Annotated in this window: 27 protein-coding genes and 1 riboswitch; of the genes, 15 read left to right on the forward strand and 12 right to left on the reverse strand. The window is 63.2% G+C overall.

Annotation, left to right across the window (positions count from 1 at the left end):
* The first annotated feature begins 195 nt into the window (after positions 1-195).
* The gene (locus X743_RS168185; RefSeq protein ID WP_023763331.1) at positions 196-984 is read left to right on the forward strand and encodes a hypothetical protein; all 789 of its coding nucleotides are present in this window, start codon (positions 196-198) and stop codon (positions 982-984) included.
* 24 nt (positions 985-1,008) lie between these two features.
* On the opposite strand, the gene sucD is transcribed toward X743_RS168185, so the two are convergent.
* The 5 genes from sucD to X743_RS168160 form a co-directional block, all read right to left on the reverse strand.
* Positions 1,009-1,908, reverse strand: coding sequence for a succinate--CoA ligase subunit alpha (sucD, locus tag X743_RS168180; RefSeq protein WP_023763332.1), 900 nt, complete (start codon positions 1,906-1,908; stop codon positions 1,009-1,011).
* A gap of 14 nt (positions 1,909-1,922) precedes the next feature.
* On the reverse strand, positions 1,923-3,107 hold the full coding sequence (locus tag X743_RS168175; RefSeq protein ID WP_023763333.1) for a malate--CoA ligase subunit beta: 1,185 nt from the start codon (positions 3,105-3,107) through the stop codon (positions 1,923-1,925).
* 18 nt (positions 3,108-3,125) lie between these two features.
* A complete protein-coding gene (locus tag X743_RS168170; RefSeq protein WP_023763334.1) occupies positions 3,126-4,103 on the reverse strand; it encodes a CoA ester lyase in 978 nt (325 codons plus the stop codon).
* Between the two features lie 13 nt (positions 4,104-4,116).
* Positions 4,117-5,307, reverse strand: a complete 1,191-nt coding sequence (locus tag X743_RS168165; RefSeq protein ID WP_023763335.1) for an aminotransferase class V-fold PLP-dependent enzyme — start codon at positions 5,305-5,307, stop codon at positions 4,117-4,119.
* Positions 5,308-5,444: 137 nt separating this feature from the next.
* Positions 5,445-6,113: a response regulator transcription factor gene (locus X743_RS168160; RefSeq protein WP_023763336.1), complete on the reverse strand. Its 669-nt coding sequence runs from the start codon at positions 6,111-6,113 to the stop codon at positions 5,445-5,447.
* A gap of 375 nt (positions 6,114-6,488) precedes the next feature.
* Between X743_RS168160 and mgtE the strand changes: the two genes are divergently transcribed.
* Both mgtE and X743_RS168150 read left to right on the forward strand, forming a co-directional pair.
* A complete protein-coding gene (mgtE, locus tag X743_RS168155) occupies positions 6,489-7,901 on the forward strand; it encodes a magnesium transporter (protein WP_023763337.1) in 1,413 nt (470 codons plus the stop codon).
* A 141-nt stretch (positions 7,902-8,042) separates the two neighbouring features.
* The gene (locus X743_RS168150; protein ID WP_006203215.1) at positions 8,043-8,429 is read left to right on the forward strand and encodes a MerR family DNA-binding transcriptional regulator; all 387 of its coding nucleotides are present in this window, start codon (positions 8,043-8,045) and stop codon (positions 8,427-8,429) included.
* Positions 8,430-8,766: 337 nt separating this feature from the next.
* On the opposite strand, the gene X743_RS168145 is transcribed toward X743_RS168150, so the two are convergent.
* Complete coding sequence (locus X743_RS168145) at positions 8,767-9,243, reverse strand: isoprenylcysteine carboxylmethyltransferase family protein (RefSeq protein WP_023763338.1); 477 nt, start codon at positions 9,241-9,243, stop codon at positions 8,767-8,769.
* Complete coding sequence (locus tag X743_RS168140) at positions 9,240-10,238, reverse strand: DUF1624 domain-containing protein (RefSeq protein ID WP_023763339.1); 999 nt, start codon at positions 10,236-10,238, stop codon at positions 9,240-9,242. The genes X743_RS168145 and X743_RS168140 overlap by 4 nt, the downstream gene beginning before the upstream one ends.
* A gap of 236 nt (positions 10,239-10,474) precedes the next feature.
* Between X743_RS168140 and X743_RS168135 the strand changes: the two genes are divergently transcribed.
* Entirely contained in the window at positions 10,475-11,674 is a 1,200-nt protein-coding gene (locus X743_RS168135) for an MFS transporter (protein WP_023763340.1), read from the forward strand.
* Here the strand turns inward: X743_RS168135 and X743_RS168130 are convergent.
* Positions 11,666-12,889 (reverse strand): aromatic ring-hydroxylating dioxygenase subunit alpha, encoded by a 1,224-nt coding sequence (locus tag X743_RS168130; RefSeq protein WP_023763341.1) that lies wholly within the window; start codon positions 12,887-12,889, stop codon positions 11,666-11,668. The genes X743_RS168135 and X743_RS168130 overlap by 9 nt on opposite strands.
* Before the next feature lie 158 nt (positions 12,890-13,047).
* Positions 13,048-13,246: riboswitch (cobalamin riboswitch) on the forward strand.
* A 35-nt stretch (positions 13,247-13,281) separates the two neighbouring features.
* Between X743_RS168130 and X743_RS168125 the strand changes: the two genes are divergently transcribed.
* From X743_RS168125 to cobO, 4 genes are read left to right on the forward strand one after another with little or no spacing between them, the layout of a single operon-like run.
* Positions 13,282-13,461, forward strand: a complete 180-nt coding sequence (locus tag X743_RS168125; RefSeq protein WP_023763342.1) for a CbtB domain-containing protein — start codon at positions 13,282-13,284, stop codon at positions 13,459-13,461.
* A 15-nt stretch (positions 13,462-13,476) separates the two neighbouring features.
* Positions 13,477-14,277: a CbtA family protein gene (locus X743_RS168120; RefSeq protein WP_023763343.1), complete on the forward strand. Its 801-nt coding sequence runs from the start codon at positions 13,477-13,479 to the stop codon at positions 14,275-14,277.
* Entirely contained in the window at positions 14,270-14,785 is a 516-nt protein-coding gene (gene cobU, locus X743_RS168115; protein WP_023763344.1) for a bifunctional adenosylcobinamide kinase/adenosylcobinamide-phosphate guanylyltransferase, read from the forward strand. The genes X743_RS168120 and cobU overlap by 8 nt, the downstream gene beginning before the upstream one ends.
* A gap of 1 nt (position 14,786) precedes the next feature.
* Positions 14,787-15,416: a cob(I)yrinic acid a,c-diamide adenosyltransferase gene (gene cobO, locus X743_RS168110; protein ID WP_023763345.1), complete on the forward strand. Its 630-nt coding sequence runs from the start codon at positions 14,787-14,789 to the stop codon at positions 15,414-15,416.
* An 84-nt stretch (positions 15,417-15,500) separates the two neighbouring features.
* Here the strand turns inward: cobO and cbiB are convergent, their stop codons facing one another.
* Positions 15,501-16,469, reverse strand: coding sequence for an adenosylcobinamide-phosphate synthase CbiB (gene cbiB / locus X743_RS168105; protein ID WP_023763346.1), 969 nt, complete (start codon positions 16,467-16,469; stop codon positions 15,501-15,503).
* Between cbiB and cobD the strand changes: the two genes are divergently transcribed.
* Positions 16,468-17,514 (forward strand): threonine-phosphate decarboxylase CobD, encoded by a 1,047-nt coding sequence (cobD, locus tag X743_RS168100; protein WP_023763347.1) that lies wholly within the window; start codon positions 16,468-16,470, stop codon positions 17,512-17,514. The genes cbiB and cobD overlap by 2 nt on opposite strands.
* Positions 17,511-18,020 carry a tyrosine phosphatase family protein gene (locus X743_RS168095; protein WP_023763348.1) on the forward strand — a complete coding sequence of 170 codons (510 nt, stop codon included), beginning with the start codon at positions 17,511-17,513 and terminating at the stop codon, positions 18,018-18,020. Before cobD ends, X743_RS168095 begins: the two co-directional genes overlap by 4 nt.
* A gap of 103 nt (positions 18,021-18,123) precedes the next feature.
* Here the strand turns inward: X743_RS168095 and X743_RS168090 are convergent, their stop codons facing one another.
* The 3 genes from X743_RS168090 to X743_RS168080 all read right to left on the reverse strand — a co-directional run bounded on the left by X743_RS168090 (position 18,124) and on the right by X743_RS168080 (position 19,700).
* On the reverse strand, positions 18,124-18,378 hold the full coding sequence (locus X743_RS168090; RefSeq protein ID WP_023763349.1) for a type II toxin-antitoxin system ParD family antitoxin: 255 nt from the start codon (positions 18,376-18,378) through the stop codon (positions 18,124-18,126).
* Between the two features lie 79 nt (positions 18,379-18,457).
* Positions 18,458-19,261: a creatininase family protein gene (locus tag X743_RS168085; protein ID WP_023763350.1), complete on the reverse strand. Its 804-nt coding sequence runs from the start codon at positions 19,259-19,261 to the stop codon at positions 18,458-18,460.
* Positions 19,262-19,316: 55 nt separating this feature from the next.
* The gene (locus X743_RS168080; RefSeq protein ID WP_023763351.1) at positions 19,317-19,700 is read right to left on the reverse strand and encodes a RidA family protein; all 384 of its coding nucleotides are present in this window, start codon (positions 19,698-19,700) and stop codon (positions 19,317-19,319) included.
* A gap of 266 nt (positions 19,701-19,966) precedes the next feature.
* On the opposite strand from X743_RS168080, the gene X743_RS168075 reads away from it, so the two are divergent.
* The 5 genes from X743_RS168075 to X743_RS168055 all read left to right on the forward strand — a co-directional run bounded on the left by X743_RS168075 (position 19,967) and on the right by X743_RS168055 (position 25,532).
* Positions 19,967-20,971 carry an ABC transporter substrate-binding protein gene (locus X743_RS168075; protein WP_023763352.1) on the forward strand — a complete coding sequence of 335 codons (1,005 nt, stop codon included), beginning with the start codon at positions 19,967-19,969 and terminating at the stop codon, positions 20,969-20,971.
* A gap of 13 nt (positions 20,972-20,984) precedes the next feature.
* A complete protein-coding gene (locus X743_RS168070) occupies positions 20,985-21,809 on the forward strand; it encodes an ABC transporter ATP-binding protein (RefSeq protein ID WP_023763353.1) in 825 nt (274 codons plus the stop codon).
* Complete coding sequence (locus X743_RS168065) at positions 21,796-22,641, forward strand: ABC transporter permease (protein ID WP_023763354.1); 846 nt, start codon at positions 21,796-21,798, stop codon at positions 22,639-22,641. The genes X743_RS168070 and X743_RS168065 overlap by 14 nt, the downstream gene beginning before the upstream one ends.
* Positions 22,642-22,836: 195 nt before the next feature.
* Entirely contained in the window at positions 22,837-24,129 is a 1,293-nt protein-coding gene (locus X743_RS168060) for a cytosine deaminase (RefSeq protein ID WP_023763355.1), read from the forward strand.
* Positions 24,129-25,532 carry an FAD-binding oxidoreductase gene (locus X743_RS168055; protein WP_031257340.1) on the forward strand — a complete coding sequence of 468 codons (1,404 nt, stop codon included), beginning with the start codon at positions 24,129-24,131 and terminating at the stop codon, positions 25,530-25,532. Before X743_RS168060 ends, X743_RS168055 begins: the two co-directional genes overlap by 1 nt.
* Positions 25,533-25,624 lie beyond the last annotated feature (92 nt).

Genomic DNA, 25,624 nt, shown 5'->3' on the forward strand with positions numbered 1-25,624 from the left:
AGGCGCCAAGTCACAGGAAAGAGAATTTGTCTACGGGAAAATGTCTGACATTTTCCTGTAGCGGGACCAAAAGTCTGAGAATATTTGATAGGTCGCCCTCAACCAAAGGACGACACAAATGACGGTTCTACAAATTGCTTACATGGTGCTGGCGGTAGGATACATCGCTGCAGCCATCGCGCTATCGGTGCATTGATGGAACAAGAAATTGGACAAGAAGCGCCGCTTTCCGAAGAGGAGTTTGGTGGGCGCGTATTTGATAATTTCTTCAAGCTCTATTTTCAGCCTGAGCTGGAACGCCGAAGCGCCGATGGAAGGATAAGGCTTCCGGCCGACATTGCAATGGGTCAGGTAGTATTCCCTGAAGATGGAAAGCCAATAATTAGATTCGATGAAGAGGTCAGGATCGTAGCGCGGTTAAGCATGCCTCTTACCGATATTACAAATGCTGACACGGGTAATTTGTCCAGTCTCGACGGGGTGGAGCGCTTGGATCTCGTCGATGAAGAGCTCGATTACGGGCATTTCACCTTTCTTCGCCTCGGCGAAAAGATTCGAATGGCCTTCAGTTTTTTATACGGTCGCTTGACAGCACGGAAAAAGATCGATCGTGCCGACGAGTTCCTTATTGCTGCGAAGGAGGCCAAAAATCGCGGACATACAGCGGTCGCATTTGACAACCTGTTCAGCGCTACAGAATTGCTATCGAGGGTGCATTTGGAGATTCACTCAAATATCAAGAAGGGGGTAAAAACTCACTCTTCCGTGGCTTCTGGGATCAATCGGTGGGGTAAGCTGGGAAACGTACCTGAGGCGTTTACAGCTATTTTCAATAAGGCATCTAATGCGCGGGATCAGGCACGCTATAGGGCGTGCTCAAACGACGAGCTTATCCTGGCCGATGAAGAGTTTGCCGTTGTTGACCGCGAGATCAAGTTATTGCGTGACCAATGCTCCGGACTCGATAGGGTTGCCAGTCGCTAGTCTAGTAACAGATGAAGTGACGATCTACGCCGCCTTCTTCATCCTGGCCAGCGTATCGGCCATCACCTCGCCAAACGATGACGGCGTCGGCACGATTATCACCCCGGCCTCTTTCAGGATCTCGACCTTCTCCTGCGCCGATTCGCCGAAGGCGGAGATGATGGCGCCGGCATGGCCCATGCGGCGGCCTTTCGGGGCGGAAAGGCCGGCGATGTAGGCTATCAGCGGCTTCCTCATATTGTCGCGCGCCCAGATCGCGGCTTCCGCCTCCTGCGGTCCGCCGATCTCGCCGATCATCACCACGGCGTCGGTCTCGTCGTCCTGCTCGAACAGCTTTAGAATGTCCTTGAAGGAGGAGCCGTTGATCGGGTCGCCGCCGATGCCGACGCTGGTCGACACGCCGATGCCGAGCGCCTTCATCTGCGAGGCCGCCTCGTAGCCCAGCGTGCCGGAGCGTCCGACGATGCCGATGCGGCCGGGCAGGTAGATGTTGCCGGGCATGATGCCCATTAGCGCCTGGCCTGGCGTGATGACGCCGGCGCAATTCGGCCCAATCAGCCGCATGCGGTCCTCGAAGCGGTAGCGGCGCATGTAGCGCTTGACCTGCATCATGTCCTGCGAGGGGATGCCGTCGGTGATGCAGATGCAGAGTTTTATCCCGGCGTCCGCTGCTTCCATGATCGAATCGGCGGCGAAGGGCGGCGGCACGAAGACGATGCTCGCCTCGGCGCGGGTCTCGCGCACCGCCCCCTTGACCGTGTTGAAGACGGGCAGGCCGAGATGCTTCTGGCCGCCCTTGCCGGGGGTGACGCCGCCGACGAGCTTGGTGCCGCAGCGTTTCATGTCCTCGGCGTGAAAACTGCCGATCTTGCCGGTGAATCCCTGGACGATGACGCGGGTGCTGCGATTGAGCAGGATTGCCATTTTCTCGACCTCCCTCAGGCTGCTTTTTTCTTGGCGGCCGCGCGCCATGCGGCGACGGCTTTTTCGGCGGCTTCGGCCAGCGTGTCGGCGACGATCACCGCCTCGCCGGAATCGGCCAGGATGCGGCGTCCTTCCTCGGCCTTGGTGCCGGAGAGCCGCACCACCAAGGGCACGTTGACGCCGACCTCGCGGATCGCCTTGATGACGCCCTCCGCAACCCAGTCGCAGCGGTTGATGCCGGCGAAGATGTTGACCAGGATGGTCTCGACATTCTTGTCGCCGAGCACGGCGCGGAACGATTTCGCCACCCGCTCGGGCGAGGCGCCGCCGCCGATGTCGAGGAAGTTGGCCGGCTCGCCGCCGGCGATCTTGATCATGTCCATCGTCGCCATGGCAAGGCCCGCGCCATTGATGATGCAGCCGATGTTGCCGTCGAGGCCGACATAGGAGAGGCCGCGATCGCTGGCGAAGGTCTCGCGCGGGTCTTCCTGGCTCTTGTCGCGCAGCTCGGAGATTTCCGGACGGCGGAACAGTGCGTTCTCGTCGAACGACATTTTTGCGTCGAGCGCGATCAGGCTGCCGTCGCGGGTCACCACCAGCGGATTGATCTCCAGCATGGAGGCGTCGTAGTCGCGAAACACCTGGTAGCAGCTGAAGATGGTCTCGGTCGCCTTGCCGATCAAATCGTGGTCGAGGCCGAGCCCGAAGGCGATCTCGCGTGCCTGGAAGCGCTGCATGCCGACGCCGGGATCGACCGATGTGCGCAGGATGGAATCGGGGGCCTTCTCGACGATGTCCTCGATCTCCATGCCGCCGGCGGCCGAGGCAACGATCATGACGCGCTCTTCCTTGCGGTCGAGCACGAAGCCGACATAGAGCTCCTGCGCGATGTCGACGGCTTCCTCGAGATAGAGCCTGGAGATCAGCTTGCCGCGCGGGCCGGTCTGCTGCGTCACCAGCTTGCGCCCGAGCATCGCTTCGGCGGCGTTGGAGATCTCCTCGTCATTGGCGCAGAGCTTGATGCCGCCGGCCTTGCCGCGCGCGCCGGAATGCACCTGCGCCTTCAGCACCCATTTGCCGCCGCCGATCTCGCGCGCCCGGTAGGTCGCCTGTTCGGGGCTGTAGGCCAGCCCGCCGCGCGGCACATGCACGCCGTGCCGTGCCAGCAGTTCCTTGGCCTGATATTCGTGAATGTCCATTTTTTCCTCCCTGAACAGTCAAAGTGCTGCGACGCGCGGCTCTCGTTGGGTAAGTTGGCCCGCGCGCTCGATCGCTTCGTTGACCACCAATACGTTTCTGGCCATGCGTTCCGACGCGGCGTCGATCATCTTGCCGTCGAGCGCGGCCGCTCCCTTGCCCTGCGCCTCGGCTTCCTTCAGCACTTCGAGGATGCGCCTGGCGCGCGCGACCTCTTTTTCCGGCGGCGAGAAGACATCGTTGGCAAGCGCGATCTGCGAGGGGTGGATCGCCCATTTGCCTTCGATCCCGAGAGCGGCGGCGCGCCTGGCGCCGGCGATGTAGCCTTCGGGATCGGAGAAATCGCCGAACGGCCCGTCGATGGCGCGCAGCCCATAGGCGCGGCAGGCGACCGTCATCCGCGAGAGCGCGAAATGCCACTGGTCTCCGGGATAGTCGGGGTTGAGGCCGCCGATATTGACAGTGCGTGCCTTGCAGCTCGCCGCATAGTCGGCGACGCCGAAATGCATGGCTTCCAGCCGGCCAGGCGTCGCGGCAATCGCCTCGACATTGGCCATGCCGAGCGCGGTCTCGATCAGCGCTTCGAGGCCGACGCGAGTCTTGAAACCCTTGGCCATCTCGATCTGGTTGACCATGGCCTCGACCATATAGAGGTCGGCCGGCACGCCGACCTTGGGCACCAAAATGGTATCCAGCCGGTCGCCGGCCTGTTCCATCACGTCGACCACGTCGCGGTACATGTAATGCGTATCCAGCCCGTTGATGCGTACCGAGACGGTCTTGCCCTTGGCGCGCCAGTCGATGTCGTTGAGCGCCTGGATGATGTTCCTGCGGGCGCGCTCCTTGTCGGGCGGCGCGACCGCGTCCTCGATGTCGAGGAAGACGAAGTCGGCGGCGCTGTTGGCCGCCTTGTCGATCATCTCCGGGCTGGAGCCGGGAACCGCCAGCTCGCTGCGCTGCAGCCTCAGTTTCTTCAAATGGTTGATGGTGTGGCTCATCGTCGGTTCCCTCTCACGCCGCTTCGGCGACCGGCACCGCGGCCGAGGCGCGAAAATGCTGGATGGCGGCGCCGACGCCGGAGCCGGGCGCCAGCCGCACGCCGCAATCGAGCAGCGCCATTTCGGCTGCCGACAGCGAGGCCAGCACCATCACCTCGTTCAGCCAGCCGAGATGGCCGATGCGGAAGACCTTGCCGAATACCTTGTTGAGACCGCCGCCGAGCGAGGTCCGGTAGGTCTGGTAGGCACGCTTGACGACGTCGCCGCTGTCGATGCCTTCCGGCACCAGGATGGCGCTGACCGTGTCGGAACGCCATTTCGGCGCCTTGGCGCAGAGTTTCAGGCCCCAGGCGTCAACCGCCTTGCGCACGCCTTCGGCCAGCCGATGGTGGCGGGCGAAGACGGTGTCCAGCCCTTCCTCGGCGATCAGGTCGAGCGAGGCGCGCAGGCCGCGCAGCAGCTGCGTCGCCGGCGTGTAGGGGAAATAGCCGGCATCGTTGGCGCGGATCATGTCCTCGAAGGAGAAGAAGCAGCGCCTATGGGTTGCGGTTCTGGAAGCGACGAGCGCCTTCCTGCTGACCGACAGGAAACCGAGGCCGGCGGGCAGCATGAAGCCTTTCTGCGAGCCGCTGACGGCGCAGTCGACGCCCCATTCTTCCTGGCGGAAGTCGATCGAGCCGATCGACGACACGCCGTCGACGAAGAGCAGGGCAGGGTGGTTTGCATCGTCGAGCGCCGCGCGGCAGCCGGCGACGTCGCTGGTGACGCCGGTCGCCGTCTCGTTCTGCGTGCAGAAGACCGCCTTGATGCGGTGCGTCTTGTCGGCCTTCAGCCTCTCCGCGTAGAGTTCGAGCGGAACGCCGGTTCCCCATTCGCAGTCGATGACGTCGACCTCGAAACCCAGCCGCTCGGCCATGTCGACCCACAGATGCGAGAACTGGCCGAAGCGCGACATCAGCACGCGGTCGCCGGGGCTGAGCACATTGGTCATCGCCGCTTCCCAAGCGCCGGTGCCCGAGGACGGGTAGATGAAGACGCGGCCGGTCTCGTTCTTGAAGACGCGTGCGATGTCCTCGAACAGCGGCAAGGTGAGATCGGGGAAGGACGCGGCGCGCATGTCCTCCATCGGCAGGTTCATCGCCTGCCGGACCTGTTCGGGAATGTTGGTCGGCCCGGGAATGAAAAGATGGGTGAAACCGGCCATGGTGCGAACTCCTCCTGATCCAGCAAAGCGGTGATGGGGAGTTTCGTTTCGACGGCCAATGCCGACAACACCTTGGCGGGTAACATCTCGCCGCGCGCGGGTGGGGTGGGCCTACCCGGTAGGCCTACCCGCTTGCCTTAGCCGAAAGGCTGCTTCTGGGTGCGCCTCTCGCGTGAATAGAGCGCGACGGCCATCGCCCGGTTGCGGACGTCGAGCTTGTCGTAGAGATTCTTGAGGTGGTACTTCACCGTGTTCTCGGAAATGCCGGTCCGCGTCGCGATCTGCAGATTGGTCCAGCCGTCGGAAAGTACCGCAAGCAGCTCGCGCTCGCGGACCGTGAGCTGCGCCAGGGGCGTGTCGTTGACCTTGTTGATGTCGATGTAGGGGATGCAGATGCGTCCATGCGCGACTGCCAGGATCGTCTCGAAGATGATATGCGGATCGTCGAACTGGAAGCAGTAGCCCTGGGCCCCGAGCCGCACGCACTGCTTCAGGATGCCGATGTCATGGTCGTTTGAAAACACGGCGATGCGCACGGGGAGCTTGCTGGCCTGGATTTCGGCCAGGACATCGGCGCCGTCCATATCGGCGAGCTTCCAGCCGATGACGGCGACATCGAATTCGCGTGCCGTCGCCAGCTCCAGGAAATGCCTTCCGCTCTGCACGGATGCCAGGAGTTCGAAACGCCCGTCGCATTCCAGCATTTCACGCAGGGCCGATATGACGAGCGGATTGCGTTCGGCGACGACCACGCGAACGCGCCGGTCGCCAACTGTCTTGCTCGTTTTCCCGGGCTTGCTGTTCAAGGGCCGTTTTTGTCCTGGCTTGATCGTGCCGCAACTCGGAGGCCAGGCTTCAGGCCTGGACCCGTATCATGACAATTCTGCCGCAATCGCGCCGGGGTGCTCTTTCCCCAGCGACATCGGCTGTCGCGCCGTCTGAAGCCTGGATTCGCTGGTTTTGATGGGATAGGCATTGCCAGGTCAGGCATCGGCGATGTGCTCGCCGGGTGGCGTGGAACAAGCGTTTCGTTTGATATTCCGTGCCTTAGGACGATAAGTTCTCGAAATCGAATTGCGTCTTCAAGCGAGATGCAACGGATTTCCGCGAAACCGGTTTTCGCTTTAAGGTTCGATGCTCTAGACCTGAGACAGAATTTTTCGGGACGGCGGGAGGCGCTGATGGAGGACAAGCAGACGACCTCCGCCAAGGCGGCTGACGACATCCACGCCGACATCTATGGCGACGATGGCGCGGTGCTTTCGTCCTTTCTTGCCCAGATCGGGGCCGCGATCGGCGACCGCGATACGCCGACCCTCAAGCATGAAGTCGACCACCTGCACCAGTCGGAACTCGGCGACCTGATCGAGGCGCTGCATCCCGAACAGCGGCGGACCCTGGTCGAGCTCCTGGGCGCCGATTTCGACTTTTCCGCGCTGACCGAGGTCGACGAGGCGATCCGCATGGAGATCGTCGATCAGCTGCCCAATGCGCAGATCGCGCAGGCGGTGCAGGAACTCGATTCCGATGACGCGGTCTACATTCTCGAAGACCTCGAGAAGGAAGACCAGGACGAGATCCTGTCGCAGCTGCCGTTCACCGAGCGGATCAGGCTGCGCCGCTCGCTCGACTATCCGGAGGAGACCGCCGGGCGGCGCATGCAGACCGAGTTCGTCGCGGTGCCACCGTTCTGGACCATCGGCCAGACCATCGACTACATGCGCGAGGACAAGAACCTTCCCGACCGCTTCAGCCAGATCTTCGTCATCGATCCGAGCTTCAAGCTGCTCGGCGCCATCGACCTCGACCAGATCCTGCGCACCAAGCGCACGGTCAAGGTCGAGGAGGTGATGCACGAGACCCGCCATGCCATCCCGGCCACCATGGACCAGGAGGAGGCGGCACGGGAATTCGAACAGTACGATTTGCTTTCGGCGGCCGTCGTCGACGAGAACGAGCGGCTGGTCGGCGTTTTGACCATCGACGATGTCGTCGACGTCATCCAGCAGGAAGCCGAGGAAGATCTGCTGCGCATGGGTGGCGTCGGCGACGAAGAGCTGTCCGACAGCATCCTTTCGACCTCGCGCTCGCGCGTCCCCTGGCTGCTGGTCAACCTGCTGACCGCATTCCTGGCGGCTTCGGTGATCGGCCTGTTCGATCACACGATCGAGCGGATCGTGGCGCTTGCCGTGTTGATGCCGATCGTGGCCGGCATGGGTGGCAATGCCGGTTCACAGACCATGACCGTCACCGTGCGGGCGCTGGCGACCAGGGACCTCGACATCTACAATGCCGGCCGCATCATCCGCCGCGAAATGGGGGTGGGCTTCATCAACGGCATCGTTTTCGCCATCCTGATCGGCATCGTCGCGGCCGCCTGGTTCCACGATGTCAATCTGGGCGGCATCATCGCGGCGGCGATGATCATCAACATGTTCGTCGCCGCACTCGCCGGCATCCTGATCCCGCTGCTGCTCGACCGGTTCAAGATCGATCCGGCGGTGGCGTCGGCGGTGTTCGTCACCACCGTCACCGATGTCGTTGGTTTCTTTGCCTTCCTCGGCCTTGCCACTTGGTGGTTCGGCGTCCGGTGATCGAGCTCAATTGACTTTTACGTAAATGCCATGCGAGGCTCGCGCGGGGTGCCGTGTCGATTCCGGCGCGGCAAGGGTTTTGGTTTGGGACGAAAGGCGACGCACGGCGATCGCCAGGGTTTCCGGCGTGTGGGAGTGACGATGCGGGAATATTATTCGATCACCGAACTGACCCGCGAATTCGACGTGTCGACGCGGACACTGCGTTTCTATGAAGATGAGGGGCTGGTGCAGCCGGTGCGGCGTGGCCGCACGCGGCTGTTTCGTCCCTCCGACCGCCACCTCATCCGGCAGATCATGCGCGGAAAAAGGCTCGGCTTCTCGATCAACGAGATCCGCGAAATCATCCAGATGTACAAGGAGCCGCCGGGCGAGGTCGGGCAACTCAAGCTGATGATCAAGCGGATCGAGGAAAAGCGCGAGGATCTCCGGCAAAAGCGCCGCGACCTCGAGGAGACGCTGGCAGAACTCGACCAGGCCGAGGAGTCCTGCGTCGAGCGGCTGGTGGAACTTGGGGTGAATACCTGAGGGCCAGATTCTATCGCGCGTTTGAGCGACAAACGTTCGTGACTGGCCGGAGCGTTTCGAACTTCGTCATCCTAGGGCGGAGCAGGAGCGAAGCTCCGTCGCGGAGACCCTAGGATCCATGCCGTTACCTCCGTCGTTGAGTGCAGCGGAGCAGAATTCTGCACTGTAGCGACGCTCAGGTGTCGCGGCATGGATCCTCGGGTCTGCGCTGCGTCGCTGCGCTCCTTGCTCCGCCCGTGGATGAGGACGGGATAGGCGTTCGGCCAATCGCCGAGGTATGCCGCCTCATCGGCCAAGAGCTGTCAAAATCTCTGCGCCGCGGAATACAGGCCCCGGCTCAGATCCAGCGCCGCACTCTCTTTGCGTAATCCCGGTATTTCTTGCCGAACTTTGCCGCCAGCACCTTTTCCTCGCCCTCGATGGCGAGCTTCTGGGTGGCGAAGGCCGCGATGAACGCCAGCGGCAGAAACCAGACGATGCCCGTGACGAAGGCGACGCCGATCAACAGCAGCGTGTTGGCCAGATACATCGGGTTGCGGGTGATGCCGAAGGGGCCTGACGTGACGAGATGGTCGGGCATCGCGTTGGGATTGAGCGTCGTCTTGGCCCGGACCATCGTGCGGATCGCCGTGAACCAGAGTGCCGCGACGCCGAACAGCGCCACCCAGCCGGCGGCGAACAGGATGTCGCCCAGGAGGTCGCCGATCCAGGGCAGGGGATAGAGCATGCCGAGAATGATGCTGATGGCGATGGCGGCGGTGTAAATCACCGGCGGCCACGGTATCCCTCCTGGCTTCGGCTGGCTGTCGGTCATTGCTGTCCCCCCTCGGTCATCTTGTCGTCGGTCTGGGCCGTGCAGGTGCCGGCCAGATCGCCCAGATGTGCCTTCCATTGCGCAGTCTGATCGTTGTTGTAGAGCCGATCAAGCGAGGATTCGCCCTCCAGCGTGTCGAGCATGCAGCTACAATAGCTCGAACAGAACTTGGCGTCGCGCGACTGCTCGCACGAGATCTGGCAGGTCTTCAGGAAATTGACCTGCGGGGTTTCGACCTTGGCTGGCATCACCTGCGAGAACAGCCAGACGCAACCGATCAGCAGCGGCTGGTGGATCAGGTAGAAGGCGAGGCTGTGTCGGCCGATCAAGACCAGCGGATTGGCCCACCGGCCGGCCGTCAGGCTTGCCAGGCGCGCCCGCATGCCGGAAGCGGAGGCAAGTTTCGCGACACCGATGCCGACAAGCACCGCGCCGAACCATGGAAACAGCGGCACATAGTCGTTGGAACGAGGATTGATCGCCGACAGGCCTATCCACCACAGCCAGGGATGATCCAGGGCCTCGAAGCGCTGATAAACCGGCGCCGCAATAACCAGTGCCGCCACAAGCAGGGTCAGCAACGCCGGCAGGCGCAGGAAGGCGAGGCCGAGCAGGCTGGCGAGCGCGATCTCGTGCAGGATGCCGAAAAAGATGAAGCCGTCCGGCGTCGCGATGCGGGTGACGATCGAGATGGCGACCGCGGCGCCGGCAACCATGGCGAACCGCTTCCAGAAGCCGTTCCAGCGGATTTGCCGGCCATGGGCAAGGTACAGGCTGACGCCGACCAGGAACAGGAAGGTCGAAGCGATGCAGCGGGCGTAGATCTTCCACCAGCCGAAGGCTGTGAGGCCGGGGTCGGTGTAGCCGAAGAACTCCAGATCCCAGGTGAAGTGGTAGCTCGCCATGGCGAGCAGCGCGATGCCGCGCAGGATGTCGATGGCGACGATGCGTTTTGGCTGATTCTGGACGGGTGCGGTCGGCGTGTCGATGGTCATGGTCTCGCGATCTGATTCAGCCCCGCCTTGAGGACTATCACGGTTGGCCGGGACAGAAGAAGACCGGGTTCCTCGGCACGGCGCCGCGTGGGCGCAGGCCATGTCGGATGCCGCTTTGGGCCAGCGCCGGAAAGGCTTTGACCAACTCGCTTTTCGCCGCCTGCGCGTCGGTTTCCTCTTAATGGCCCGGAAACGGCCAAGGCAGATTTGACCGGTGATTCTGCTTTGGGGAAGCAATGTCGACCCATGTGCGCCATCCGATCTGGCTCCCGGCCCTCAAGGCCGCGGACGCGCGCACCTTCGCCTCGCTCTACGCAGTCGAATCCTTTGCGCGCGCCACGGTGTCCAGCGTCATTCCGATCCAGGCCTATGAGATACTGCACAACGAGCAGATGGTCTCCATCCTCTACACCATCGTGGCGCTGCTTGGCCTGTCGGTGACCCTGTTCATGCCGATGCTGATCCGCCGCTTTGCGCGGCGCTGGGTCTACACCGCAGGGGCCTGCCTGCTCGCCATCGGCTCGCTGTTCTTCGTCACCCACACGCTTGCCGGACAAGTAGCGGGGATGCTGTGCCGGGTGATGGGCGCCAGCGCGCTGTCGATCACGCTCAACCTCTACATCATGGACCACATCCGCAAGACAGACTTCATGCAGGCCGAATCGCTGCGCATGGCGTGGTCGATGTTTGCCTGGACCGGCGGGCCGACGCTCGGCATTTTCCTCTACGCGCATTTCGGCATCTATGCCGCGCATGGCGCGGTGGCGGTGTTCGCCGTGGCCTTGCTGGCGCTGTTCTGGTTCTATCGGCTTGGTGACAACCAGTCGATCCAGCCGGGCAAGACACGACCGGTCAATCCGCTCGCCAATATCGGCCGCTTCGTCGCGCAGCCGAGGCTGAGGCTAGCGTGGCTGATTGCCTTCGGACGCTCCTGCTTCTGGACGACCTTCTTCGTATACGGCCCGCTGTTCATGGTGATCACCGGCGAAGGCGAACTGACCGGCGGTCTGCTGGTCTCAGCCGGCAACGCGCTGTTGTTCATGGCCATCTTCTGGGGCAAGGCCGGAAAACGTTTTGGCGGCCGGCGCACCATGACGTTTGCCTATTTCGCCATGTCGGCAATGCTGCTGGCCGCGGGCACAGTGGGAGCGACCGCGCCGCTGCTCACCGGCGCCTTCCTGCTTGGCGGCGCGTTCTTCACCATTGCGCTCGATGCATTGGGCTCGACCGCCTTCATGCGCTCGGTACGCTCCTACGAAAGGGCGCAGATGGCGGCGGTCTACCGCACCTATCTCGATTTTTCCGAGCTGACGCCGCCGCTGGTCTATTCCGTGGTGCTGATCTTCTTCGGGCTCGGCTCGGTGTTCGTCACGCTGAGCTTGCTGGCCGCGGTTTGCGGCTTCGTGACCTGGCGTTATCTGCCGAAGTCACTGTGACGGCCACGGCGAAAGCGCCGTGTGGCGCTCGCGCACCCATTTGTGGAAGCGGTGCAGATCATATTCCTCGGGCATCAGCACGCCGGCTTTGTGGCGCATGGAGCGCAGCCCTTTCTGGTTGACCTCGCAGATCGCCGCGTCCTCCTCCAGCACCTGCGTGCCGAAGGCGACTATGTTGTCGATGTCGGCCGACGGGTCGCCAAGCGCTCCGGGCGCGAACAGCCATTCCGCGACAAGACCGGTCTGTTCGGGACCGAGCGGCACCAGCCGCACGGTCCGGACATAGTCGACGTGACCGACGATGAACATCGACGGCAGGCTGGTGGCGTAGGTCTGGCCGGCGGCGCGCTCGGCCGGCGTCAAGCCCGCGAAGACCGGTGCATGGGTCTTGCCGTCGCGCGACCAGGTTTCGGCGCCGACGCGCAAACCACCCGAAAATTCCGGCGCGTCATTGTCGGCGTGGCGCACCCATTCGGGGTCGTCATGCCGGCTCATCAGGCCGCGGCCATAGATCGGCACCAGCCGCGACAGGTCCTTGTGAACGCCGGGGCAGTGCAGGCATTCATTGAAGTTTTCCCAAAAAATCTTCCAGTTGCAGTTCATCACCTTGCGCAGCACATGGCCTGATACAAGCGTTTCCAGCGGCCAATTGCCGAGATCGCCGGAGGCGGGATCGAAGGAGGCCTGCGCCGAGCCCGCCGTGCCCTCCTGCGAATTCGCGTCCTCCTGCAAATTCGCGTCCTCTTGCAAATTGACGAACACGAAGCCGCGCCACACCGAGAGCGCGACGCGATAGAGCGGATGGTCGGCCTTGTCGAAGCCTTCGGGCAGCGATTTCGACGGTACGCGCACGAGGTCGCCGCGCAGCGAATAGGACCAGGCATGATAGGGGCAAGTGATCAGCCGCGCCTTCAGCCGGCCTTCGCTTTCCTGGCACAGCTGCGAGCCGCGATGCCGGCAGGTGTTGTGGAAGGCGCGCAGTTCGCCGGTTTCGTCGCGCAGCACGACGATTTCCTGCGTGCCGACGCGGAAGGTGCGGAAAGCCAGCGGTTGGGCGAGATCGGCTTCCCGGCAGACGAGCAGCCAGCTTCGATACCAGATCGCATCGAGGTCGCGCTGATAGCTCTCGCCGTCCCAATAGGCCGATGACGGCAACGTCGCTTCAGCCCGGGTCAGGCCGTTGTAGCGATCGCGTTCGCTGGCATTGGGCTGCAGGGCTGGAGGCTGCATGGCTGGCTTCCTGTGAAGTGGCCAGCCGACACCCGGCCGGGATGATTGTCAATTGTGGTGCCGAGAACGGCCGATGTCGCCGGCATGGCGCAATCGCGCTGGTTGCCGGCGGAATTTGGTTTGCCGCGTGCCGTGATTTTCCGTATAGTCAAGCTGTCGTCGGTTCCGTTTTGGAGCCAAGAGGGAATGCGGTGCGGGCTCAATTGTCGCCCAATGCCGTGGCTGCCCCCGCAACTGTGTGCGGTAGTCCTCTCCATATGCCACTGAAGATTTTTCTTCGGGAAGGTGGAGAAGGGCGCTGATCCGCGAGCCAGGAGACCTGCCGGCGACAGGAAACTGACTTCGATGCCCTCGGGTGGAGGGTGAAAGGACAAGACATGAATACTGCTTCCGTCTCCCTCGGCGCCTCCGTCTCCTCGCAGTCGCGCTTCATGCAGCTCGCGCTAGCCGCGCTGCTCGGCATCTTCGTCGTCGGCTTTGTCGGCTTCTCGCATATCGATGCGGTCCACAATGCCGCCCACGACTATCGTCATTCGATGGCGTTTCCCTGCCACTGACGAGGATTTGACATCATGAACCTGTTTCGCAACGTCGTGTTCATCGCGGCGATCGCAGGGCTTGTGGCCGGCGTCGTTCTCGCCTGCATGCAGGCCTATGCCACCGTGCCGCTTATCCTCAAGGCCGAAGTCTACGAGCAGGCCGGTGGCGGCCACCATCATGACCAGGCCGCGCCCACTGCCGCGGATACCAATGCCATGAGCACCGCCGCACCGGCGGGGAATGCCATGAGCTCCGCCGCGCCGGCGCCGGCAGAAGCCGCCGCTCCGGCGGAAGACGAAGGCTGGGCGCCGGCCGATGGTCTCGAGCGTTTCGGCTTCAGCGTGCTTGCCAACATCGTCACCGGCATCGGCTTCGCGCTGGTCCTGGTCGCGGTCTCGGAATTCGCGGGCGGCATCGGCAATTGGCGCCAGGGTGTGTTCTGGGGCCTGGCAGGGTTTGCTGTGTTCACGCTGGCGCCTGGCCTCGGCCTGCCGCCGGAACTGCCGGCGATGCCGGCGGCCGAGTTGCTGCCGCGCCAGATTTGGTGGGTCTCGACGGTGGCGGCCACGGCGATCGGTCTTGGGCTGATCGCCTTCCGCAAATCGCTGCCGCTCGCGATCCTTGGCGTGGCTTTGATCGTCGCCCCGCATATGGTCGGCGCGCCGCAGCCAGACAGTTTCGAGACGCCGATTCCCGAGGGCCTGCACCACCAATTCGTGGTGGCGGTGACCGTGACCGATCTGGTGTTCTGGCTGGTGCTCGGCGCGGTCGTCGGCGTGGTGCGCGGCCGCTTCACGGGCGCTGCGAGCAGCCTGCGCGACAGCTTTGCCTGATCGCGGCAAGCTGACTTTCATCATTGGTGGCGCGCGCTCCGGCAAGAGCGCGCACGCCGAGACCCTGGCGACGGCGTTGCCCTCGCCATGGACCTATATCGCCACTGCTGATACCTATGACGACGAGATGCGCGAGCGCATCGCGCTGCACCGCTCGCGGCGCGGCGAGGGCTGGTCGACCATCGATGCGCCGCTGGACCTCGCCGGTGCGATCGAGGCCTTGCCGGACAATCAGCCGGTGCTCGTCGACTGCCTCACCCTGTGGCTGACCAATCACATGCTTGGCGAACGTGATCTCGAGCAGGAATGCCTGCGGCTGGCGGCCGTGCTGTCGCGGCCGCGCGGGCCCTGGTTCGTGGTGTCCAACGAAGTCGGGCAAGGCATCGTGCCGGACAATGCCCTGGCACGTCGGTTCCGCGATGCCGCCGGCCGGCTCAACCAGCAGGTCGCGGCGATTGCCGATACGGTGCTTTTGATGGTGGCCGGGCTGCCGCTCAAGGTGAAGTGAGATGACTGATATAGACGGCAAGGCCAGTGAGAACAGGGATGAAGAGCGCCACCGCGCCAAGATGGCCAAGCGCAAGGCGGTGCAGGACGCCGAGGTTGCGAGCAAGACGGTCGAGAAGGGCCTGCTGATCGTCAACACCGGCCCCGGCAAGGGCAAGACCACGGCTGCGTTCGGCCTGGCGCTGCGGATGCTCGGCTATGGCAAGCGGGTCGGCGTCGTCCAGTTCATCAAGGGCAAATGGCACACCGGTGAGAAAGATGCGTTTGCCGCGTTCGGCGACCGGGTCGTCTGGCACGCGATGGGCGAGGGTTTCACCTGGGAGACGCAGGATTTGAAGCGCGATATCGCGGCGGCCGAGGCCGCCTGGGCCAAGGCGCTTGAATTGATCGCCGATCCGTCGATCAGTCTCGTCGTGCTCGACGAGCTCAACATCGCGCTGCGCTACGATTATCTAGATCTCGACAAGGTGGTTGCCGCGCTGAAGGCTCGTCGCGAGGACCTGCATGTCGTCGTCACCGGTCGCAACGCCAAGCCGGCGCTGGTTGAAGCGGCGGATCTGGTCACCGAGATGGGCGTGACCAAGCACCATTTTTCCGCGGGCGTGAAGGCGCAGCAGGGGATCGAGTTCTGACCGTTCCTTACCCTCCCCCTTGNCCTTGGCGCCGCCCCACCCCGTCGCTGCGCGCCGACCCTCCCCACAAGGGGGAGGGTGAGATCACGCCACAATTGCGATCGCGGAGATCAAACCAAACAGCCCGATCAGCAGATAATCGGCGACGCGATAGAGTTTCAGCGCTCGCCTGATGTCTAGACTGTCGGCTTCGCGGCGGCCGCCTTCGCCCATGAAGACGTCGTCGACCAGCACGCCGCCATAGCTGCGCGGGCCGGCGAGTGCCAGGCCAAGTGCGCCGGCCATCGCCGCTTCCGGCCAGCCGGCATTGGGCGAGCGGTGCTTTTTTGCGTCACGCCGCACTGCTTGCCAAGCATTGTTCGGATCGGCTTCCTTGACCAGGAAAGCCGCCAGCACGATCAGCAGAGCCGTCAGCCGCGACGCCGGAAGATTGATCCAGTCGTCGAAGCGGGCCGCCGCCCAGCCGAAAGCTTCATGGCGCGGGGTGTGGTGGCCGATCATCGAATCGGCGGTGTTGGCGGCCTTGTAGGCGGCGCCGCCGGCGAGCCCGCCGACGCCCGTCCAGAAGGCGGGAGCGACGATGCCATCGGAAAAATTCTCGGCCAGGCTCTCGATCGCCGCACGGCAGACACCGGCCCTGTCCAGAGTTTCTGGATCGCGGCCGACGATGCGCGAGACGGCGACGCGGCCCATGGCGAGACCGCCTGAGTCCAGCGCATCGGCCACGGCCTCGACATGTTCGTAAAGGCTCTTCTGCGACAGGAACGATGTCGCCAGGAGCGCGGTGACGAACAGGCCCAGGGGGACGAACCAGAGCAGGACCTGCACGCAGAGCCCGATCACGGCCGGCACCAGCACGATAACCAGCAGCGCCTGGACACCGCGTTGACGACGCAGCGCGTCGGGATCAGTAGCGCGGTTGAGCCTTAGGTCGAGAAAGGATATCAGCCTGCCGAACCACGTCACTGGATGACCGATGGCGCGAAACAGCCAGTCCGGATAACCCAGAAAAAATTCGATGACCAATGACAGGAAAGCGATCAGGACTGACATGAAGCTTCTTGATGGAGCGGTGGACCATGGTGGAAGTCTTGGCCGGGCGAGGGTGCTTTTCCCCAACGCCGTACTGCCTTTCGTCGACCTCTCGACCGGTATCAATCCGCACTCCTACCCGCTTTTCGATCTGCCCGCCACCTCGCTGTCGCGATTGCCGGAGGCCGCGCGCGGGCGCGAACTGACAGCAATCGCCGCCGGCACTTACGGTGCGCCGTCGCCAGCCCATGTCGTGGCGGCACCGGGCACGCAGATCCTGCTGCCGCGCGTCGCAGCGCTGGTCAGGCCCGGCAAGGCTTTGGTGCTGGGACCGACCTACGCCGAACATGCCCGCGCAGCAGCAATCGCGGGGCATCAGGTGAGCGAAGTCAGCGATTTTGCGACGCTGGCCGAGGCTGACCTTGCCATCATCGTCAATCCGAACAACCCGGACGGGCGCGTCATCGAGCGCGACCGGTTGCTGGCGCTGGCGGCGCAATTGCGCGCCAAGGACGGGCTGCTGGTCGTCGACGAGGCGTTCATGGATGTCGGTCCGCGCGAACACAGTCTTGCCGGCGATGTCGAACAGGGTGGCATCGTCGTCTTGCGCTCGTTCGGCAAGTTCTTTGGCCTGGCCGGCCTGCGGCTCGGGTTTGCGCTTTCCGATGCGCCGACGGTGGAATTGCTGGAAACGCAATTCGGGCCATGGGCCGTCGCCGGCCCGGCGCTGGAGTACGGCATTCGCGCGCTTGCCAATATCGGCTGGCAGGCGGATATGAGGGCTTCCCTCCTGAAGGCATCCGCGCGGCTGGACGCCCTGTTCGGCCGCTTCGGCGTTGCTGTCGCCGGCGGCACCACGCTGTTTCGCTATTTCAGCCTGGCGGATGCCGCCGGACTGTTTTCGGCACTTGGCGAGCACGGCATCCTGCTCCGGCATTTCTCCGACCGGCCGCATGTCCTGCGCGCCGGCCTGCCGGGAAGCGAGGAAGAGTGGCGGCGGCTCGAATCGGCTCTTGCCGGCTGGCCGATGCGGCGCCAGGATCAAACGAAGGGTACAGAACGATGATCCATGTCTGCTCGCTGGCAAAGATCGAGGAAACGGTGGCCAGGACTGGCGCTGATCGCATGCTGTCCTTGCTGACGGCGGGAACCGAGGTTGTTCGGCCGTCCTCGATATCGCGGGAAAACCATCTGCATCTGGTCATGCACGACATCGCGGTGGCGCAGGACGGCATGACCATGCCGGGCGAGGAGCATGTGCGCAGCCTGCTCGATTTCGCGCGCCGCTGGGACCGGGCAAAGCCGATCGTGGTGCATTGCTATGCCGGCATCAGCCGCTCGACGGCGTCTGCGTATATCATCGCCGCCGCACTGGCGCCGAAACGCGACGAGGCCGAACTGGCGCAGACGCTGCGTGCCCTGTCGCCCTCGGCCACACCAAACCCGCGGCTGATCGCGGTGGCCGATATGCTGCTTGGCCGCAATGGCCGCATGATCGAGGCGATCGAATCGATCGGGCGCGGTGCTGATGCGTTCGAGGGCACGCCATTCGCCCTGAAGATCGACAGCTAGCTATGCCCGTGCATCGTTGTTGGATTAGCACCAAACAGGCGCATCCCTTGCTCGGCAATATCGACGATGTCCTCTTCCGCGGCTAAAGAAAGGCGAAATCCCATTACCCGTTGCCGGGCAACTTCTCAGCGCGTTTGACCGCCTCGGTAAAAAGCGCGTCCCTGGATCGATTGCAGATGCCACTCTTCAAGCCATCATCGACAAAGCGCTGCATGGCGGCAATCTTATCGTTGCGCTCCTGATCCCGACGGATCAAATCGCGCACATAGTCGCTCGCGTTGGCGTAGCGGCCCGTTTCGGTTTGCGCCTCAACCCAATCCTTCATCGGATCGGGCAATGATACGTTCATTGTTGCCATGTCGGCATCCATATTCCGTCGAGTATGATCCGTTTTGGCAAAGTTTGTCAAAATCTGATGCGCGGGAATCTCTTCGAAGCTATTTCAGCCACTCGGCCAACTTCGCCTTGCGCACATCCCTGAGCAGGCTGATGAAGCCATCGGCCTGATATTCAGCCGTCAGCCGGCCTTTCTCCGCCGTTGCGATGCTGGCGTCGCCGACCACGCCGTTCGGGTTGAGATCACTGGCGATCCAGGCGAAGGCGTGGGTGCCGGTGTGGCGCAGCAGCGAAAATTCCTGCTCGGCCTTGGCGACGTTGGAGACGAAATTGTCGGCCTTGCCCATGTCGACGAGATCCGGCCGGAAATGCAGCATCAGCGAGGTCTCGACATCGCCGCCGTGGATACCGTGGCGGTCCTCGAGCTCGGTGTACATGCCGGCCGGGCGGCCAAAACGCTGCCAGCTGGTCTTCACCGCCAGCATCTTCTCGCGCACCCGCAATTCGCGCGTGATGATGCCCATGATCTCTTCATTGCCGCCATGCGAGTTGACGACGATGAGCTTGCGCACACCGGCGCGCGCGATCGACAGGCCAAGCTCGGTCCAGGCCTCGACCAGCGTCGTTGCCGGCAGGGTAAGAGTACCCGGCGCGTGCAGATGCTCGTTCGACTTGCCCACCGCCTGGACCGGCAGAATGCGGATGTCGAGATCGTCGGGCAGGCGCGAAATGACGGTGTCCAGCATGCCGTTCATGATCGAGGTGTCGGTCGACACCGGCAGATGCGGTCCATGCTGCTCGATCGCCGCCACCGGCAGCACGGCGATGGTCGCCTCGGGATCGATCGAAGCGTATTCGGTGGTCCGGTAGTCGCCCCACCACACGCGTCTTTTTGCAACGGTCATGTCATGCCTCTTCGATGAACCGGCCAGACCTAGCGCGGGACGGACGGCCTGTCGATCACCCGGCTGCGATGGCTTCGATCTCGACCTTGAATTCGGGCCGCGCGAATCCGCTGACGATCATCAGCGTCGAGGCCGGTGCCGGGCTGGAAAACAGCCGGTCGCGGACGTCCATATAGGGCCGCAGATGCACGCGGTCGGTGACATAGGCGTTGATGCGCACGATATCCCCAAGTCCAAGCCCCGCCTCGCCGAGGATCGCGGCGATGTTGCGGAAGCAGAGCTCGGCCTGGGCGCCGGCGTCTTCGGGTATCTGGTCATCCGCCGTGATCGCAACCTGGCCCGAGCACAGCACCAGTCGCTTGCCAGGGGGCACCTCGACGCCGTGGCTGTAGCGGGCAAAGGGCGGCTTGATCGACTTGGGGGTGAGGAATTTGAACATGGCAATCTCCTGGATACCGCCAGCGTAAGGCGGGATGCATTGCAGCATCAAGATGGCGGTGCATGTTGCCGGTGCGATTGTGGACAGGCGTTCAAAAAATAGGCACGATGCCTCCAGTGCAGCACGACCTTTCCGGCTTTCGCAGATGGCTGTGGTGCAGGCGGGCGGGTCCCGGCGCGCGACGCCGGTGGCATGTGTCTTGCTTCTTGAATCTTTGGTGTCGAGCCTGGCGCGTGTCGCGCCGGAGCAAACAAAGGGTGGTGTCGATGTACGCAAAACAGAAGATCTCGGTGGCGGTGGTGGCCTTGCTTGCCGCCGGCACGCTTGGGGCGGCGGCGAATGAAAAAGTCACCTTCGGCACCAACTGGTTGGCCGAGCCGGAACATGGCGGCTACTACCAGGCCGTGGCGGACGGCACCTATGCCGCCTGCGGCCTCGACGTCACCATCATGCAGGGCGGCCCGCAGGTCAGCGGCCGGCCGATGCTGCTGGCCGGCAAGATCGATTTCTACATGGGCGGTAACCTGCTGTCGGCCTTCGATGCCGTCCAGCAGGGCATTCCGATGCGCGTGGTGGCCGCCGACTTCCAGAAGGACCCGCAGGTCATCATGTCCCATCCCGGCGAGGGGCTCGACAAATGGGAGGATCTGAAGAACGCCGACCAGTACATCCTGGGCGACGAAGGCGTGCAGACCTTCTTCCAGTGGATGGTCACGGCACTCGGCTTCGACGCCGCCAAGCGCGCGCCTTATACCTACAACACCGCTCCGTTCCTCGCCAACAAGAAGTCGATCCAGCAGGGCTATGTCACGTCGGAACCGTTCGCGGTCAAGAAGGAAGGCGGCTTCGTGCCGAACCAGTTCCTGCTCGCCGACTATGGCTGGGATACGTATTCGACGACGATCGAGGTGATGCAGGACACGATCGACAAGAAGCCGGAGGTGGTCCAGTGCTTCGTCGATGGCTCGGCCAAGGGCTGGTACAAATATCTCTACGGCGACAACAAGGCCGCCAACGACATGATCAAGAAAGACAATCCTGACATGAGCGACGAGCAGATCGCATTCTCGATCGAACAGATGAAGAAGTTCGGCCTTGCCGATTCCGGCGACACCGAGAAGCTCGGCATCGGCGCCATGACCGACGCGCGGATCAAGAGTTTTTACGACAAGATGGTCAAGGCCAAGGTCACGCCCGACGGCATCGACATCACGAAGGCCTATACGCTGGCCTTCGTCAACAAGGGCGTCGGGCTCGAGCTGAAGAAATAGGCCGGTCCCGGCAATGATAAAGGAAAAGGTGGCGCAAGCGCCGGCCTTGGTCACCGCTCCGACCTTGCTGGCGCTGCGTGGCGTCGGCAAGGTCTTTTCCAACGGCGTGACTGCGTTGAGCGATGTCGACCTGACGATCCGGGAAGGCGATTTCCTCAGCCTGCTCGGACCGTCCGGCTGCGGCAAATCGACGGCTCTGCGGCTGATCGCCGGCCTGTCGACGCCAACTTCCGGCGTGCTCGATTGGCGCGGCGGCGGCTCGCTCGACCGCGCCAACATCGGCTTCGTCTTCCAGGAGCCGACGCTGCTGCCCTGGGCGAGCGTCTTCGACAATGTCTGGCTGCCGCTGCGGCTGAAAGGCATTTCCCGCGCCAAGGCGGCACCGGCGATAACGGAGATGCTGGCGCGGGTGCACCTGACCGGCTTCGAGGACGCGGTGCCGCGCGAACTGTCGGGCGGCATGAAGATGCGCGTCTCGATCGCGCGGGCCATGGTGACCAAGCCGCGCGTGCTTTTGATGGACGAGCCGTTCGCCGCGCTTGACGAGATCACGCGTTTCAAGCTCAACAACGACCTCCTGGAGCTGTGGCAGGACGAACGCTTCACCGTCGTCTTCGTCACCCACAGCGTCTTTGAAAGCGTGTTTCTCTCCAACCGCGTCGTCGTCATGGCGGCACGCCCGGGCAGGGTGTTCGACGAACTCGCCATCGATGCCTCCTATCCGCGCGATGAGGTGTTTCGGACCTCTCCAGACTACGCTGCTTTGTGCCGACAAGCATCCGATGTGCTGGTCACTGCCATCAATTCAACAGCAGGCGCGCATCATGACGGCCATTGACGAGCTCAAACTCGATCCAGAGGAAGCGCGACGCGTGCGTCAGGAGCGGCTCGAGCGGATCGGCCGCTGGGTGTTGCCGCTGGCGATCATGATCCTGGCGATCTGGCTCTGGGACCGCATCTGCGTCTGGAACGAGATCCCGCAATATATCCTGCCGCGCCCTGGCGTGGTGCTGTGGACGCTCTATAGCGATGCCGGCCTCCTGTTCTCGTCGCTGCTGGTCACCTTGCGCATCACCTTCCTCAGCCTGGCCTTGGCCGTTATCGGCGGCGTCGGCCTGTCGGTGCTGTTCGCGCAGTCGAAATGGGTCGAGATGTCGTTCTTCCCGTTCGCCATCGTGCTGCAGGTGACGCCGATCGTGGCGATCTTTCCGCTGATCAACATCTACGTGAACAACCAGACGACCAAGCTTCTGCTGTGTGCCTGGATCGTCGCCTTCTTCCCGATCCTGTCCAACACAACGCTCGGCCTCAACTCCGTCGACCGCAATCTGCGCGACCTGTTCAAGCTCAACGGCGCGACGCGTTGGCAGCAATTGCGCTATCTCAGGCTGCCGGCGGCGATGCCGTATTTCCTCGGCGGGCTGAAGATCGCGGGCGGCCTGTCGCTGATCGGCGCCGTGGTGGCCGAGTTCGTCGCCGGCGCCACCGGCCAGTCGTCGGGGCTTGCCTCGCGCATCATCGAGGCTGGCTACCGGCTCAACGCGCCGCGGCTGTTCGCGGCGCTGTTCCTGATCTCGCTGACCGGCATCCTGATCTTCCTCGTGCTGTCGCTGATTTCGCATCTCATTTTGCGGCGCTGGCATGAGAGCGCGCTAAAGCAAGAGCGGTAGGGTGTGTGACGTGATTGATATGTTGGTGCGAGGCGCCCCCCTCTGTCCTGCCGAACATCTCCCCCTCAAGTGGGGAGATTGGCCGCTGTCACGATCTTCGCCAATCTCCAACATTGAAAAAAATGAGCCGGCGCGGACGCTGCCAATCTCCCCCCTTGAGGGGGAGATGCCCGGCAGGGCAGAGGGGGGCAACGCTTGATACCAACCTTCGGCCCTTACCATCTCGCCAATGTTCGCCTTCATCGCTCACTGACGCCAGGCCTTTCCGCGCCCTTCGATGCTGACGGCTTTGTGCTTGCCGACATCGCTGTTGCCGACGGCAAGATTTCCAGCATCACCGCGCATGGCCGATCCGCCGATGCCGTCGATCTCGGCGGCCGCATCATCCTGCCCTGTTTCGTCGACTGCCACACGCATATCGACAAGGGCCATATCTGGCCGCGCAAACCCAATCCCGACGGCACCTTCATGGGGGCGCTGAACGCCACCGGCGCTGACCGCACAGCCCGCTGGAGTGCCGAGGACGTGGCGCGGCGGATGGATTTCTCGCTGCGTTCGGCCTACGCGCATGGCACAAGGGCGCTGCGCACCCATATCGACAGCGTCGCGCCGCAGGAGGAGATTTCCTGGCCGGTGTTCGAGACGATGCGCGAGACATGGCGCGGCCGCATCGAATTGCAGGGCGCCTGCCTGCTCGGCATCGAGGGCGTGCGCGACAGAAAATGGTTCGACAGGCTGGCGAAACGGGTTGCAGCGGCCAAAGGGGTGCTCGGCGTCGTCACCTATATGGTGCCGGACCTGGAAGAACTGCTCGACCAGGTCTTCGCGCAGGCGATCAAGCATGGCCTCGATCTCGATTTCCATGCCGACGAGACGGACGATGCCGCCGCGATCTCGCTGAAGAAGATCGCCGAGGCGGCACTCTGGAACGGGTTCGAGGGCAACATCCTCGTCGGCCATTGCTGTTCGCTGGCGCGACAGCCGGATCTCGATGTACTCGACACACTGGACAAGGTGGCGAAGGCCGGCTTAGCCGTCGTGTCGCTGCCGATGTGCAATCTTTATTTGCAAGATCGGCGCACGGATCAAACCACGCCGCGCTGGCGTGGCGTGACGCTGCTGCATGAGATGAAGGCGAGGGGCATTCCGGTCGCCGTCGCATCAGACAACACGCGTGACCCGTTCTATGCCTATGGCGACCTCGACATGCTGGAGGTCTACCGCATGGCGACGCGCATCCTGCATTTCGATCACCCGGTCGCGGATTGGCCGCAAACCGTCAGCGCGACGCCGGCCAGCGTGATGCGGCTCGACGGGTTCGGTACGCTTGCCGCCGGCGGCGATGCCGACTTCATCCTGTTCAAAGGTAGGAGCTGGACCGAATTGCTGTCGCGGCCCGAATCGGATCGCATCGTCGTGCGCGGCGGGCGCGCGATCGACCGGCAGTTGCCCGACTATGCCGAACTCGATGGACTGATGGTGGAATGATGGACGTCTCGGCGCTCAAACGCGATCTCGTAGGCCTGAAGATCGACGACAATCCGGCCATCGTCCAGCAGAAGAGCCGCGATTTCTACTGGTACAGCCCGGTGCTCAAGCGGCAGCTCGACCATGTCACCGGCGATCTCATCGTGACGCCGAGGAACGAGGCCGAATTGGTGCGCGTGCTGGCCGCCTGCCATCGGCATGGCGTGCCGGTGACGCCACGCGGCAGCGGCACCGGCAATTACGGCCAGGCGATGCCGCTGTCCGGCGGCGTGGTGCTCAATCTAGCCGAGATGAAGGAGATCAAGTCGATCGCGCCGGGCCGTGTCGTGACCGGACCCGGTGCGATCCTGGCCGATATCGACAAGGCGACGCGGGCGCATTCGGGCCAGGAGTTGCGGCTGTCGCCCTCCACCTACAACACTGCCTCGATCGGCGGCTTCATCGCCGGAGGCTCGGGCGGTGTCGGCTCGATCAATTTCGGCGGGTTGCGCGATTTCGGCAATGTGCTGCGCCTGCGCGTGGTGACCATGGAGGCCGAACCGAAGGCGCTCGAACTTACCGGCGAGGATTTGCACAAGGTGACCCACGCCTACGGCACCAACGGCATCATCACGGAAGTCGAGATGCCGCTGACCGCTGCCTATGAGTGGGTCGATGTCATCGTCGGCTTCGACAAGTTCATGGACGCGGCGCGCTATGGCAATGCGCTGGCCTGCCAGGACGGCATCCTGACCAAGCTGATCACGCCGATCGCCGCGCCCGTGCCGCAGCTCTATTTCAAGCGGCACCAGAAATTCCTACGGGAAGGGCAGAGCATCTGCGTCGTCATGGTGGCGCGGCATGGGCTGGATGCTTTCCTCGCCTTCACCCGCCGCGCCGGCGGCGAGTTGATCTTCAATGCCGCGACGGCAACGCCGGAGGAGAAAAAGGGTCTGCCGCCGGCCTATGAGCTGGCCTGGAATCACACCACGCTGAGGGCGCTGCGGGTTGACCCTTCGATCACCTACCTGCAATCGCTCTATCCCTTTCCAAATCAGTTGGCGCTGGTCGAGAAGATGGACGCGATGTTTCCCGGCGAAGTGTTCTCGCATCTCGAGTTCGTGCGGCTGGACGGCAACATCACCTGTTTCGGCCTGCCGTTGGTCAAGTTCACCACCGAGGCGCGGCTCGACGGGATCATCCGCTTGCATGAGGACAATGGCTGCCCGATCTTCAACCCGCACCGCTACACGCTGGAAGAGGGCGGCATGAAGCAGACCGATGCGGTGCAGCTCGCCTTCAAGCGCGAGACCGACCCACAGGGCTTGCTCAATCCCGGCAAGATGATCGCCTGGGAAAATCCGGATTATGACTATCGTTCGGGGCGGACTTTTTTGTTCAGGGGGCTGCAGAGGGTGGGATGAGGAGAGGTTCGCGCTTGAACACCCCCCTCTGGCCTGCCGGCCATCTCCCCCGCAAGGGGGGAGATCGGGCTGCCGCAACGCTTTCGCTAATT

The sequence above is a fragment of the Mesorhizobium sp. LNHC232B00 genome, from assembly GCF_000502435.1.
GTDB classification, from domain to species: domain Bacteria; phylum Pseudomonadota; class Alphaproteobacteria; order Rhizobiales; family Rhizobiaceae; genus Mesorhizobium; species Mesorhizobium opportunistum.

Excerpts from the sequence above, each read along its gene's own strand:
- X743_RS168170 (WP_023763334.1), bottom strand. The coding sequence starts at position 4,103 with ATGAGCCACACCATCAACCATTTGAAGAAACTGAGGCTGCAGCGCAGC.
- sucD (WP_023763332.1), bottom strand. The coding sequence starts at position 1,908 with ATGGCAATCCTGCTCAATCGCAGCACCCGCGTCATCGTCCAGGGATTC.
- X743_RS168120 (WP_023763343.1), top strand. The coding sequence starts at position 13,477 with ATGAACCTGTTTCGCAACGTCGTGTTCATCGCGGCGATCGCAGGGCTT.
- mgtE (WP_023763337.1), top strand. The coding sequence starts at position 6,489 with ATGGAGGACAAGCAGACGACCTCCGCCAAGGCGGCTGACGACATCCAC.
- X743_RS168140 (WP_023763339.1), bottom strand. The coding sequence starts at position 10,238 with ATGACCATCGACACGCCGACCGCACCCGTCCAGAATCAGCCAAAACGC.
- X743_RS168150 (WP_006203215.1), top strand. The coding sequence starts at position 8,043 with ATGCGGGAATATTATTCGATCACCGAACTGACCCGCGAATTCGACGTG.
- X743_RS168070 (WP_023763353.1), top strand. The coding sequence starts at position 20,985 with ATGATAAAGGAAAAGGTGGCGCAAGCGCCGGCCTTGGTCACCGCTCCG.
- X743_RS168165 (WP_023763335.1), bottom strand. The coding sequence starts at position 5,307 with ATGGCCGGTTTCACCCATCTTTTCATTCCCGGGCCGACCAACATTCCC.
- X743_RS168095 (WP_023763348.1), top strand. The coding sequence starts at position 17,511 with ATGATCCATGTCTGCTCGCTGGCAAAGATCGAGGAAACGGTGGCCAGG.
- X743_RS168145 (WP_023763338.1), bottom strand. The coding sequence starts at position 9,243 with ATGACCGACAGCCAGCCGAAGCCAGGAGGGATACCGTGGCCGCCGGTG.
- X743_RS168055 (WP_031257340.1), top strand. The coding sequence starts at position 24,129 with ATGGACGTCTCGGCGCTCAAACGCGATCTCGTAGGCCTGAAGATCGAC.
- cobD (WP_023763347.1), top strand. The coding sequence starts at position 16,468 with ATGAAGCTTCTTGATGGAGCGGTGGACCATGGTGGAAGTCTTGGCCGG.
- X743_RS168065 (WP_023763354.1), top strand. The coding sequence starts at position 21,796 with ATGACGGCCATTGACGAGCTCAAACTCGATCCAGAGGAAGCGCGACGC.
- X743_RS168135 (WP_023763340.1), top strand. The coding sequence starts at position 10,475 with ATGTCGACCCATGTGCGCCATCCGATCTGGCTCCCGGCCCTCAAGGCC.
- X743_RS168075 (WP_023763352.1), top strand. The coding sequence starts at position 19,967 with ATGTACGCAAAACAGAAGATCTCGGTGGCGGTGGTGGCCTTGCTTGCC.
- cobO (WP_023763345.1), top strand. The coding sequence starts at position 14,787 with ATGACTGATATAGACGGCAAGGCCAGTGAGAACAGGGATGAAGAGCGC.
- X743_RS168125 (WP_023763342.1), top strand. The coding sequence starts at position 13,282 with ATGAATACTGCTTCCGTCTCCCTCGGCGCCTCCGTCTCCTCGCAGTCG.
- cbiB (WP_023763346.1), bottom strand. The coding sequence starts at position 16,469 with ATGTCAGTCCTGATCGCTTTCCTGTCATTGGTCATCGAATTTTTTCTG.
- X743_RS168175 (WP_023763333.1), bottom strand. The coding sequence starts at position 3,107 with ATGGACATTCACGAATATCAGGCCAAGGAACTGCTGGCACGGCACGGC.
- X743_RS168185 (WP_023763331.1), top strand. The coding sequence starts at position 196 with ATGGAACAAGAAATTGGACAAGAAGCGCCGCTTTCCGAAGAGGAGTTT.
- X743_RS168085 (WP_023763350.1), bottom strand. The coding sequence starts at position 19,261 with ATGACCGTTGCAAAAAGACGCGTGTGGTGGGGCGACTACCGGACCACC.
- X743_RS168080 (WP_023763351.1), bottom strand. The coding sequence starts at position 19,700 with ATGTTCAAATTCCTCACCCCCAAGTCGATCAAGCCGCCCTTTGCCCGC.
- X743_RS168090 (WP_023763349.1), bottom strand. The coding sequence starts at position 18,378 with ATGGCAACAATGAACGTATCATTGCCCGATCCGATGAAGGATTGGGTT.